A 12,719-nucleotide genomic window follows, 5' to 3' on the forward strand; every position below is an offset into this window, starting at 1 on the left:
GGGTGCTCCTCAGCAGGGATGCGGGCGCGGCGTCGCGGAGGCCGCGCCGGGTCGACAGGATCAATCGGTGACCGACTCGAGCAGGACCGCGGTGCCCTGGCCGGCGGCGGCGCACACGGAGATCAGGCCGCGCTGGACGCGGCCGGTCTCCCGGGCGCGCTCGTGCAGCAGCTTGGACAGCGTGGCCACCAGGCGGCCGCCGGTCGCGGCGAAGGGGTGCCCGGCGGCGAGGGAGGAGCCGGCCACGTTGAGCTTGCTGCGGTCGATGCTGCCCAGCGCACCGCCGCGGCCGAGCCGGGTGCGGCAGAACTCGTCGGACTCCCAGGCGGCGAGAGTCGACAGCACGGTCGAGGCGAAGGCCTCGTGGATCTCGTAGAAGTCGAGGTCCTGCAGGGTGAGGCCCTGCGCGTCCAGCAGCTCCGGGACGGCGTAGGCGGGGGCCATGAGGAGGCCCTCGTCCCCGTGAGCGAAGTCGACCGCCGCGTTGCGGGCATCGACCACGCGGGCGAGCGGGGTCAGCCCGTGCCGATCGGCCCATTCCGCGCTGCCCATGAGCACGGAGGAGGCGCCGTCGCTGAGCGGCGTGGAGTTGCCGGCGGTCATCGTGGGCTCCTCGACCTGCGGGGACTTCACGCCGAAGACCGGCTTGAGGGTGCCGAGCTTCTCGAGGGTGGAGTCCGGGCGCAGGTTCTGGTCCCGCGACAGGCCCCGGTAGCCGGTGACCAGATCATCGAAGAACCCGGCGTCGTACGCGGCGGCGAGCTTCTGATGCGATGCCAGTGCCAGCTCGTCCTGCGCCTGGCGGGTGATCGCCCACTGGGTGGCCGTGAGCGCCTGGTGCTCGCCCATCGAGAGCCCGGTGCGGGGCTCCCCGTTGCGCGGCGGGACCGGTGCGAGGTCCGCGGGACGGATCGCGCTGAGCGCCTTGACGCGCTGCATGCCGGTCTTCGCCGCGAAGGCGCGGTGCAGGATGCGGCGCAGGCGCGGGGTGACCTCGATCGGCGAGTCCGAGGCGGAGTCGACGCCGCAGGCGATGCCCGAGTCGATCTGGCCCAGCTGGATCCGGTTGGACAGGTGGACCACGGTCTCGAGGCTCGTGGCGCACGCGCGAGACATGTCGATCGTGGGGGTGCGCGGGTCCAACGGGGTGCTCAGTGCACTCTCGCGGGTCAGGTTGAGGTCCCCTGCGAGCTTGAGGACGGCGCCGCCGGCGATCTCGCCGAGCTTCTCGCCCTGCAGCCCGAAGCGCGCCACCAGGCCGTCGAGGGCCGCGGTGAGCATGTCCTGGTTGGAGATGCCGGCGTAGGGGCCGCCGGCACGCGCGAACGGGATCCGGTTGCCGCCGAGGATCAGGGCGTCGGAGGGGAAATCAGTCACGGGGGTGCACCTCTTCGTGGTCACTGTGTACGGGGGTCGGGTCGACCGCTCCGGAACGGGCTCTCGGAGACGACTTTACATAGAACCGACGGTACTTGATACCGTAGGTTCCGTGAACGCAACGACGCAAGCCCCCGTGGACGGCCGATCGGCCCGCTGGGCCCGCCATCGTGAGGAGCGACGGGCCGAGCTGCTGGACGTCGCCCGTCATCTCATCCACGAGAACGGACCGGACGTGACGATGGAGGACATCGCCGCGGCCTCCGGCACCTCGAAGTCCATCGTGTACCGGTACTTCGAGGACAAGGCGACCCTGCAGCAGGCCCTGGGGCGCAGCATCCTCTCCGCGATGCACGCCAAGCTCCTGGACGAGATGCGCGAGCTGGAATCCGAGGTGGGCCGAGAGCCGGCGGCCGACGAACGGATCCACGCGATGATCCGGGCGTACGTCGAGACCGCCCAGCGCTCCCCCGCCGTCTACCGCTTCGTGACCCGGCCCAGCGATGGGCTGAACCATTTCCTGAACTCGGTCTCCCGCCTGGTCGCCACCTTCCTCTCCGACGACGTGCCCGCCCCGCAGATCTGGGCGCACGGTGCCGTCGGCTTCGTCGAGGCCGCCGTGGACACCTGGATGACCGAGCTCCAGCAGCAGGCCACCCAGGACGACCCGGGCACCCGCCGGCCACTCCTCACCTCCGACGAGCTCGTCACTTACCTCATCACCTGGCTCATGAAAGGAATGCACGCATGACTGTCGACGCAGACCGCAGCAGCAGCTCCATCACCTCCGGGACCACGGTCCCCACCAGCCCCACCAGCCCCACCCCCACCGGGCCGATCCCCGTGCCGCCCGCAGGATCGGATCGTCTCGACATCGCCGCCGTCACCGAGGTGCTGATGGGCACCTGGGCCGATGCCCGCCGGGACGCCCGGGAGCGGGCCGCCCGCCCCGAGTTCCATCGCCCCACCGACCTCACCGTCGCCGAGCACCGTGACCTCACCTTCGAGCAGATGAAGCGGCTGGCCGAGGAGAACGTCTCCCACCTGATGCTGCCCGAGCACCTCGGCGGTCCCAACGACAACGGCGGCAACGTCGCCTCCTTCGAAGAGCTCGTGGTCGCCGATCCCTCGCTCCAGATCAAGGCCGGCGTGCAGTGGGGGCTGTTCACCTCCGCGATCGTCCAGCTCGGCGACGAGCAGCAGCAGAAGGCCTGGGTGCCCGATGCGATGGACCTGACCACCCCGGGCGCCTTCGCGATGACCGAGATCGGGCACGGCTCGGACGTGCAGTCGCTCGCCACCACCGCCACCTACGACGCCTCCACCGAGGAATGGGTGCTCCACACCCCCTTCCGCGCCGCCTGGAAGGAGTTCCTGGGCAACGCGGCGATCCACGCGAAGGCGGCGACCGTCTTCGCTCGGCTGATCACTCGGGGCGTGGACCACGGCGTGCACTGCTTCTACGTGCCGGTGCGGGACGCCGAGGGCGAGCTGCTGCCCGGTGTGCGCAGCGAGGACGACGGCCCCAAGGGCGGTCTGAACGGCATCGACAACGGTCGCCTGGCCTTCGACCACGTGCGCATCCCGCGCACCAACCTGCTGAACCGCTATGGCGACGTCGCTGCGGACGGCACCTATGCCTCGCCCATCGAGTCCCCCGGGCGCCGGTTCTTCACGATGCTCGGCACGCTCGTGCAGGGCCGCGTGTCCCTGGACGGCTCCGCGACCCGTGCGAGCCAGCTGGCGCTGCACATCGCGATCACCTACGCCACCCAGCGGCGCCAGTTCACGGCCTCCGATCCCACCCGCGAGACGGTGCTGATGGACTACCAGGCGCACCTGCACCGCCTGCTGCCCAAGCTCGCGGCCACCTATGCGGGGTCCTTCGCCCACGAGCAGCTGCTGCACGCTTTCGACGACGTGTTCTCCGGGCACACCGATGACCCCGAAGCGCGCGAGGACCTCGAGACCCTCGCCGCGGCGCTCAAGCCCACCTCCACCCGGCTCGCCCTGGACACCATCCAGGAGTGCCGTGAGGCCTGCGGCGGCGCCGGCTTCATCTCGGAGAACCAGCTCGTGGGACTGCACCAGGACCTCGACGTGTACGCCACCTTCGAGGGCGACAACACGGTGCTGCTGCAGCTGGTCGCGAAGCGGCTGCTCAGCGACTACACCTCCGAGCTCAAGAGCGTCGACCGCGCCGGCATCGGCCGGTTCATCGCACAGCGCGCCGAGGTGCTCGCCAAGCGCCACACCCCCTGGGCGCGCCTCGCCCAGGACCTCAGCGACCGTGGCAACTCCCGTCGGGCCTTCGACTCGATGCGCCAGAGCGACTTCCAGGAGGAGATGCTCACCGCGCGCGCCCGGGTGAAGGTCGAGGAGGTGGCCCTCTCGCTGCGTGCCGCCGGGAAGATGAGCCCCGCCGATGCCGCCGCCGAGGTCAACAAGCACCAGGTCGAGATGCTCGACGCCGCCCGTGCCCACGCGGATCTGGTCCGGTGGCGCGCCTTCACCGCCGCCCTCGAGCAGATGGAGGACCCGGCGACCCGCGGCATCATGACGGACGTGCGCGATCTGTTCGGTCTCAGCGTCATCGAGGACGATCTCGCGTGGTTCCTGCTGGGCGGCATGATCTCCGCTCAGCGCGGTCGCCAGATCGGCTCCGATCTGCGACGCCTGCTGTGGCGGCTGCGCCCGCACGTGCTCGACCTGGTCGCGGCGTTCGATGTGCGCCCGGGACACGTGCGCGCGCCGATCGCCCTGGGCGGCGAGCACGAGCGGCAGGAGGAGGCGGCCGCGTACTTCCGTGCCCAGCGTGCCAGCGCCGACGCCCCCGTCAGCGAGAAGGCGCTGCGGGATCGGGAGAAGAAGGCGCGTCGCAGCACCAAGCGCTGACCCGTCGGTGCGAGCCGGTCGGCGCGTCGGGGACCACCGTTCCCCGACGTGCCGGCCGGTTCGTCCGTGTGACCCACGGCCCGCGCGAGTGGGCCGTGCCACGCCTCCGGGACGTGAGCTGCCTGTGGTCGGCCCTCGCCCGTGGGCGCTCGTGCCCGCCATCGCCCCGCGATCGTAGACTGGGCTCGCCGAGGCGGACCCCCGCCCGCGCCCCGGCGCCGGCGACCGCCTGCGCACCCGTGACCTCGTGACGAACGGATTCGATCCCGCGATGACCGCGAACGACGCCCCCACCCCCGCGCCCGCCGACCGGCCCGGAGACCTCGACACCGTCGAGCTCGCCGCCAGCACCCCCGAGCAGGCCCAGCCGTTCGCCGAGCTCGGCCTGAAGGACGACGAGTACGCGAGCATCCGCGAGATCCTCGGTCGCCGCCCCACCAACGCGGAGCTGGCCATGTACTCGGTGATGTGGTCCGAGCACTGCTCGTACAAGTCCTCCAAGAAGCACCTGAGCACCTTCGGCAAGCACACCACCGAGAAGATGCGCGAGAAGCTGCTGGTGGGCATGGGCGAGAACGCCGGCGTCGTGGACATCGGCGACGGCTGGGCGGTGACCTTCAAGGTCGAGTCCCACAACCACCCCTCCTACGTCGAGCCCTACCAGGGCGCCGCGACCGGTGTGGGCGGCATCGTCCGCGACATCATCGCGATGGGCGCGCGTCCGGTCGCCGTGATGGACCAGCTGCGCTTCGGCGCCATCGATCATCCCGACACCGCCCGCGTGGTCCACGGCGTGGTCTCCGGCGTGGGCGGCTACGGCAACTCCCTCGGCCTGCCCAACATCGGCGGCGAGACCGTCTTCGACGCCGCCTACCAGACGAACCCCCTGGTCAACGCTCTTGCCGTGGGCGTGCTGCGCCACGAGGACATCCACCTCGCCTCCGCCACCGGCGCGGGCAACAAGGTGGTGCTCTTCGGCGCGCGCACCGGGGGCGACGGCATCGGCGGCGCCTCGATCCTCGCCTCGGAGACCTTCGACGAGGGCGGTCCCGTGAAGCGTCCCAGCGTGCAGGTGGGCGACCCCTTCATGGAGAAGGTGCTCATCGAGTGCTGCCTGGAGCTGTACGCCGCGGAGACCGTCGAGGGCATCCAGGACCTCGGCGCCGCCGGCATCTCCTGCGCCACCAGCGAGCTCGCCGCCAACGGCGAGTCGGGAATGCACATCCACCTCGAGGACGTGCTGCTGCGCGATCCCACCCTGACCGCCGGCGAGATCCTCATGAGCGAGTCCCAGGAGCGCATGATGGCCGTGGTGAGCCCGCAGAAGCTCGCCGAGTTCGAGGCCATCGTCGCCAAGTGGGACGTCGAGGCCTCCGTGATCGGCGAGGTCACCGGCAACGGCCGCCTCACCATCGACCACTACGGACGCCGCATCGTCGACGTCGACCCCTCGACCGTCGCGATCGACGGCCCGGTCTACGACCGTCCCTTCGCCCGTCCGGACTGGCAGGACGCCCTCCAGGCCGACCGCGCCGAGGATCTGCCCCGCCCCGAGGGCGCCGAGGAGATCGCCCGCACGCTGCGCGAGCTCATCGCCTCCCCGAACCTCGCCTCCAAGGGCTGGGTCACCGACCAGTACGACCGCTACGTCGGCGGCAACACCGCGCTCGCGATGCCCGACGACGCCGGTGTGCTGCGGGTCGACGAGACGACCGGGCGCGGCGTCGCGATCGCGACCGACGCGAACGGCCGATACACCAAGCTCGATCCCCGCACCGGTGCCCAGCTCGCCCTCGCGGAGGCCTACCGGAACGTCGCCACCTCCGGCGCGGTGCCGTTGGCCATCACGGACTGCCTGAACTTCGGCTCCCCCGAGGATCCGGGCCCGATGTGGCAGCTGGTCGAGGCGATCGGCGGCCTCGCCGAGGCCTGCGAGACCCTCGGCGTGCCCGTCACCGGCGGCAACGTCTCGCTGTACAACTCCACGGGAGAGCCCGGGAAGATCGACTCCGCGATCCACCCCACCCCCGTGGTCGGCGTGCTCGGCGTGTTCGACGACGTCGCCCGACGCGTCGCCTCGGGCTGGCAGGAGGAGGGCCTGTCGGTGCTGCTGCTCGGCACCACCCGCGAGGAGCTCTCCGGCTCCGCCTGGGCCGACGTCGCGCACCGCCACCTCGGCGGACTGCCCCCGCAGGTCGACCTCGAGGCCGAGCGGTCGCTGGCCAGCGTGCTCATCGCTGCCGCGGAGGAGGGCGTGGCGGCTGCCGCGCACGACCTCTCCGAGGACGGTCTCGCCCAGGCCCTCGTCGAATCCGTGACCCGTTTCGGCACCGGCGCGCAGGTCGATCTGGCCGCGCTGCTCGAGAGGGACGGCGTGGACCTGTTCACCGCCCTGTTCTCCGAGTCCCAGGCCCGTGCGCTGGTCGCCGTGCCGACCGAGCAGGCGGACCGCCTGGTGTCGCTGTGCGCCGAGCACGGCGTCCCCCAGCTGACGCTGGGCACCACGATCGCGGACACCCTGGACATCCGGGGCGTGGGGGCCTTCGCGGTCTCCGAGCTGCGCACCCTGCGCGAGGGCACCCTGCCCCGCTACTTCGGCTGAGCCCCGGAGGAAGGGAACCCCTGACATGACCATCGCCGTCATCGGATCCAACATGGTGGATCTGATCTCCTACGTCCACCGCATGCCCGCGGAGGGCGAGACCGTCGAGGCCCCGGAGTTCCGCATGGGCTGCGGCGGCAAGGGGGCCAACCAGGCCGTCGCCGCATCGCGCCTGGGCTCCGAGGTCGTGATGGTCTCCCGGGTGGGGAACGACGTCTTCGCCGAGACCACCCTGAAGAACTTCGAGGACAACGGGATCAGCACGACCCATGTGCTGCGCACCGAGGCCACCTCCGGAGTCGCCCCGATCTTCGTGGATCCCGATTCGCACAACTCGATCATCATCGTCAAGGGCGCCAATGCACTCCTGACGCCACAGGACGTCGAGGCCGCCCGCGAGGACATCGCCCGCTGCCGGCTCATCGTGCTGCAGCTGGAGATCCCGCTGGAGACGGTCTACGCCGCGATCGATCTCGGCCGGGAGCTGGGCATCCCGGTGCTGCTGAACCCGGCCCCTGCCTCTCCCGAGCTGGATCTGGCCCGGATCGCCGGCGTCGAGTTCCTGGTCCCCAATGAGTCCGAGCTCGAGCTGCTCACCGGCATGCCCGTCTCCAGCCTCGAGGACATCACCAGGGCGACCGACGTGCTGCTCTCCGCCGGGATCACGAACGTCATCGTCACCCTCGGGTCGCGGGGCGCGCTCTGGGCGCATGCCGACGGTCAGGAGTTCGTCGACGCCCCTGCCGTCCAGGCGATCGACACCACGGGGGCGGGCGATGCCTTCATCGGCTGCTTCAGCAACGCCTGGGTGCGCTCGGGCGACGTGCTCGAGGCGATCCGGGCCGGCAGTGCGTACGCGTCGGACTCGGTGACGCGACCGGGCACGCAGACCTCCTACGCGTGGGCGGCGGACCTTCCTGCCCGGAGGGACGCGGCATCTGCGTGATGACGGGCTGACGCGGATGCTCCAGGTGCGCTCCGCGCCCCGACACCGGCGGCCCTCACCAGGGGCGAGGCTGGTGCCGGGGCCGGCCCTGCCTTAGTCCGCCGGGCGCGCGGGCAGGATCGCCCGTCCGGAGGCGACGGCGCGCCGCCGCACTCGCCGTGCCAGGTCCCGGGCGCGGCCGCCGGCCCGGGCGAGACCCGCGCCGTCCAGACGCTCGTGCACGGCGGCGAGCTCGGCACGGGTCTGTGCGAGCTCCTCGCGCAGGGTGCGCAGCTCCGCGAGCACCCGCTCCTCGCTGCGATCCAGGAGCGTCTCGGTGTTCTTCGACAGGAACATCGGCAGCCCGATGCCGTTCTCGCGCGTCCACTGCCGGAAGTAGCGCTCGCGCAGCTCGGCATCGTGATGCCGGTGCCCGTCGCTGAGCGCGTACATCGAATTGCTGCTCGTGCCGGTGGCGGTGGGCCGCTGGCGCCATTGGGCGAGCGGCCGGTCCAGGAAGCCGACGTCGTAGCGCTGCAGGAGAGCGAGGTGGAAGGCGTAGTCGCCGACGACCGGCAGCGACTCGTCGTACCCGCCGACGGTCTCGTGCACGCGCCGCCGGTGCAGCATCGAGATCGGCACGTTGCGGTTGACCGCGATGTAGTCCAGCAGCCGTGCGCCCTGCAGCTCCGGCCACGACAGGAAGGCGTCGTCCTCCACGAAGCCCGACGGCGTCTCGTGCTCGTGGACGATCAGGGTGCGCACCACGACCGCCTCCTGCTCGGGATGGGTCGCGAGATGCGCGAGCGTCTCCTGCAGGAAGGTCGCGTGCCAGGTGTCGTCGTCGTCATGGACCACGACGGTGGGCGCCGAGGTGGCGTCGAGACCCGCGTTGCTGGCCGCCTCCATCCCGGTGGACCGCTCTCGGTGCAGGACCTGGATGCGCCCGGCCGCCTCGCCGGAATACCGGGCGAGCACGTCGTCCACGGCCGCGCGATCGCCGGCGTCGTTGACGACCACCAGTTCCCAGTCCTGCCTGCTCTGGGCGAGGACGTCCTGGACGGCGCGATCGAGCATCCGAGCGCGGTCGCGGGTGCGCATGATGATCGAGGTCGACGCCGAGGAGGCCGGGGCGTCGACCGTCGTGGTCCACGGGCCGAGCGCGGCGCGCAGGGAGTCGTCCCAGCGCTGACGGGGCTCCAGCCCGGCGCCGACGGGATCGGTGCGGTCCAGAGCGGTGATGATCGAGTCCCGGCCGCCGTGTCCAGCTGCGACAGGGCCTGAGCCGACTGGTCCTCCGTCCGCAGGCGCACCGTCGGCGTCAGCCCCGCGGGCACGTGCCCCGCCGGCAGCCGACGCATGGAGCGCGCTCACCACGCGGTCCCACCAGCGCTCGGCGGCGTCGAGGAGCGCGGGGCGCGCGGCCGCGAGGCGCGCACGCTCCGCGTCCCGCCCGGCCACGAGCGCGTCGACCACCGGACCGACCAATGCGGACGGGCCTGCCGTGGTGGGATCCCAGAGCGCTGCGAGCGGTACCGCTCCCCCGGCGATGCCCGCATTGCGCAGGGCCCCGTCCATCCGTGAGGCCCCGTAGCGGTTCAGCGGGAGGGCCAGCACCGAGGCACCCGCGGCGGTGCCGAAGACGACCGGGTGGAAGCGGGTGCTGAGCACCCAGGCGGCGCGCGTGGTCCGCGCGGCGGCTGCGGCGTCCAGCTCGATCGGATGCACCGTGGCGGGGAGCGCGAGCCGCTCGGCCACCTCGAGGTGCAGCTGCAGATCCCCGCCTCCGGAGTCGGGGTCGGCCATGTGCGGCACGAGCTCGACGCGCGCCCCCGTGCGCTCGGCCAGCGCCTCGATCACAGCGGTCGCCACCGCGATGTAGTCCTCGCGCGGGAGCGGGTCCCCGTCGCCGCCGAGGGTGACGCTGAGCAGCGACTCATCGAGCTCTGCCCCGTCCCCGGCCGCTTCCGTCGCACCGAGTCCCACGGCGTCGTCGAGAGTCTGCACCAGGGCGGGGTGCTCGGGTACGAGGGCGCGCGCGATGCGCACGCTGTGCGCGTCGCGCAGCCCCACCAGGTCGCACGCCAGCAGCAGCTCCCGCACGCTGCCGCGGTCGGTGTCGGTGAGCTCCGGGCCGAGGCTCTGGCCGCTGAGCACCACGGGCTTGCCGAGGCTCCGTGCGACCAGGGCCGTGGCCAGGCGCTCGTCGAGCAGCCAGCCGAAGCGGGAGGTGAGGCTCCCGCCACCGCCGATCACCACGGCATCCACGGCCGCCAGCTGCTCGATGATGCGGAACAGCTTGTCCTGCTCGGGCAGGGCGTCCGTCTCCCCCGCGAGCACGCGCCGGATCTCGTCGAGGTAGACGACCCGCGCATCGAGCGGCCAGGGGAAGGTGAGCGCCGGCATGCTCCGCTCCGGCGCCGACCCCCCGGGACCGTACTTCTCGTGGCGCGAGATCCGCACCACCTCATGCCCGCGGGACCGGAGGCGACGTGCGCTCATCGTCGCGATCGCCTCGTCCCCGACGTGGTAGACGGTCTGATCGACATCGCACAGCAGGGCGACCTTCACCGGCATCTCCTTCTCGGCAGGCCGACCTCCGCAGATGTCAGAGCCCGCGGTCCTTCATCCAACGGATCATGAATGCCGCCATCGCGTCACGGGCGATGGGAGCGGTCGGCCGGAAGGTTCCATCCTCCCAGCCGGTGGTGATCTCCCGATCAGCGAGCCACGTGATCTCCTTGGCGAACTGGTGGTTCGCCGGAACGTCCGAGAACGGGTTGGAGGTCTTCGTGGAGGTCGCCTTCGACGCACGGTACAGGAAAGCGGCGACCGCCCCGCGCTCGACGGAAGCCGTGGGACGGAACGTCCCGTCATCCCAGCCGCTGGTGATCTTCTGCGCGTGCGCCCAGGTGATCTCCTTGTAGAACTGGCGGCTGGGCGGCATGTCCGAGAAGGGGGACGTCTTCGGCGGCGTGAACGCCGGGCTGCCGAGAGCCCGGTACACGAACGCGACCATCGCGTCCCGCTGGATCTCCTCGAGCGGACGGTAGGTGCCGTCGTCCCAGCCGGTGGTGATCTTCCGGGAGGCCAGCTCCTCGATCTCGGCCCGGTACATCATCTCCGGAGGGACATCGATGAACCGGGAGTCGTGGAACACGACGGAGGCGGAGCCCGTCCTGACCGCTGCACCCTTCTCGAACTTCTGGGCGGTCTGCGTGCCGTGGGTGACGGCGGACGCGGAGGGACGGCCCCACGAGCTGCGCCACTGCGCGGAGAACGGCGTCGCGTAGCCGGACGCCTTGCCGCTGCCCTCCTGCAGCACCAGCCCCTTGGTGAGGATCGTGGCGTGGTAGCTGCCGGTGACGTGGTTGCTCTTGACGACCGTGCCGAGCTTCGAGGCGCCGCCGGCGCCCTCGAAGGCCCACAGGTGCTCCTTCCAGCCGCCGTCGAGGTAACCCTGCGCCTCCTTGCGGATGGTGCCGAACTGGTTGTACAGGTTCAGCCCGGGGCACTCGGTGTAGTTCACGTCGCGATGGCCCATCATCTTGGCCAGCGAGATCGTCTTCCCCGGGGTGAAGCGGGTGCCGCTGCCCGGCGTCCAGGAGGACTTCGCGGTGACCGAGGTCTGGAAGGTCGTCAGGAGCTTCCAGGCCACGAGGCGGCCGACGGCCTGACGCCCAGCGGCGGGCAGCGTGGTCGAGGAGTAGTCGCCCAGCACGGAGATCCCGAAGGAACCGGTGTTGAAGCCGTAGGCGTGGGCGCCGACGATGTTGCGGTGCAGACCGCCGCTGCGCCCCTCGAAGATCTGGCCGTACTTGTCGACCAGGATGTTGTAGCCGACGTCCGCCCAGCCCAGCGTGCCGGTGTGGTAGCTGAGGATGCCGCGCACGATCTGTGCGGACTCCGCCTTGGTGTAGCTGTTCGTGCCCGCCGTGTGGTGGATGATCACGGCCTTGACGGAGTCGGCGGCGCTCGTGCCGCGCACCGTCGACTCGTCCGCGCCCCACGAGGCGCGGGTGATGAACGAGGGCATGCCCGGGCCGAGTGTCGGGGTGGCCGGGTTCGCGGTGGCCGTGGCGGCCATCGTCGTCATCTGCTTCTGCTGGGTGACCGTCGCGTCCGGGCCGCTGAGCTCCGGAGCCTCCTCGTCCCTCGCCGCCGGCGAGGTGGTGACCACGTGCGCAGTGGTCTCCGTGCTGGCGTCGGCCCCGTCGATCTCCACGCGGAGCTGCAGGGCGGAGACCGCGCCGAGCCACGCCGCTTCGGTGCCCGACGCCTGATCCCCGGTCTCGGGGTCCTCAGCGGTCTCGAGCGGGAGCCAGTCGGTCCAGGTGCCGTCGGCCGTCAGACCGCGGGCACTGACCTCGCGCTCCTCGCTGCCCTCCGGCCAGGTCACACCCACCATGGTGGCGGGCTGCTCGGGCAGATCACGGGTGGTGACACCCTCGACGTCGAGGGTCTCGGCGTCGTCGAGCGGCACGTCGACCACGCGGGTGTCACCGTCTGCCACGGTCGGATCGGCGATCGCCGGGGCGGCGCTCAGCACGGCTGCGGTGCCGGGTACCGCTGCCGCGGTGGCGGCCAGCAGCGCACGACGGCTGAGGCCGTGCGCGGCCTCCCCGCCCGACATCGACGTGGGGACGGAGGGGGAGGTGGAGGGACGGCTGGTGCTGTCGGAGGCGGGGGGAAGGTGCCACGGGGACATGAGACTGCTCCGGTGCTCGGGGAAGGGATGCGCGGACGGACGGGGCCGTGGCCGTGGCCGAGACGATCCTGCGAGGCTGTTCGCGGCCGACGGGCACGTCGACACCCTCGAGCACCACCGGCGGGTCCCACGGGCCACAGTAGCGCAGGAGTCCCGTTCCGCTCCATGGACGGGCGTGACGCGCGGACGGCGGGCGTCGCTGTCCTCGTACG

7 protein-coding genes are annotated in these 12,719 nt (G+C 71.5%); 4 read left to right on the plus strand and 3 right to left on the minus strand.

All coding sequences use genetic code 11. From position 1 onward, the window contains the following. Positions 1-60 precede the first annotated feature (60 nt). Positions 61-1,377 carry an acetyl-CoA C-acetyltransferase gene (locus tag CIK81_RS12305; RefSeq protein WP_096163256.1) on the minus strand — a complete coding sequence of 439 codons (1,317 nt, stop codon included), beginning with the start codon at positions 1,375-1,377 and terminating at the stop codon, positions 61-63. Positions 1,378-1,489: 112 nt separating this feature from the next. On the opposite strand from CIK81_RS12305, the gene CIK81_RS12310 reads away from it, so the two are divergent. From CIK81_RS12310 to rbsK, 4 genes are all read left to right on the plus strand, one after another. Further along, a complete protein-coding gene (locus CIK81_RS12310) occupies positions 1,490-2,128 on the plus strand; it encodes a TetR family transcriptional regulator (protein WP_096163257.1) in 639 nt (212 codons plus the stop codon). After that, a complete protein-coding gene (locus CIK81_RS12315; RefSeq protein ID WP_096163258.1) occupies positions 2,125-4,272 on the plus strand; it encodes an acyl-CoA dehydrogenase in 2,148 nt (715 codons plus the stop codon). Before CIK81_RS12310 ends, CIK81_RS12315 begins: the two co-directional genes overlap by 4 nt. Before the next feature lie 271 nt (positions 4,273-4,543). Then, a complete protein-coding gene (gene purL, locus CIK81_RS12320) occupies positions 4,544-6,874 on the plus strand; it encodes a phosphoribosylformylglycinamidine synthase subunit PurL (RefSeq protein WP_114355767.1) in 2,331 nt (776 codons plus the stop codon). A gap of 25 nt (positions 6,875-6,899) precedes the next feature. Then, positions 6,900-7,820 (plus strand): ribokinase, encoded by a 921-nt coding sequence (gene rbsK, locus CIK81_RS12325; protein WP_096196621.1) that lies wholly within the window; start codon positions 6,900-6,902, stop codon positions 7,818-7,820. Between the two features lie 93 nt (positions 7,821-7,913). Here the strand turns inward: rbsK and CIK81_RS12330 are convergent, their stop codons facing one another. Both CIK81_RS12330 and CIK81_RS12335 read right to left on the minus strand, forming a co-directional pair. Continuing rightward, positions 7,914-10,370, minus strand: coding sequence for a polysaccharide pyruvyl transferase family protein (locus CIK81_RS12330; RefSeq protein WP_158542028.1), 2,457 nt, complete (start codon positions 10,368-10,370; stop codon positions 7,914-7,916). Positions 10,371-10,407: 37 nt separating this feature from the next. Then, positions 10,408-12,507: an S-layer homology domain-containing protein gene (locus CIK81_RS12335; protein WP_096163262.1), complete on the minus strand. Its 2,100-nt coding sequence runs from the start codon at positions 12,505-12,507 to the stop codon at positions 10,408-10,410. Between the last annotated feature and the right edge of the window lie 212 nt (positions 12,508-12,719).

Origin of the sequence: Brachybacterium sp. JB7 (genome assembly GCF_003335205.1) — a bacterium.
In the GTDB taxonomy this organism is placed as follows: Bacteria; Actinomycetota; Actinomycetes; order Actinomycetales; family Dermabacteraceae; genus Brachybacterium; species Brachybacterium alimentarium.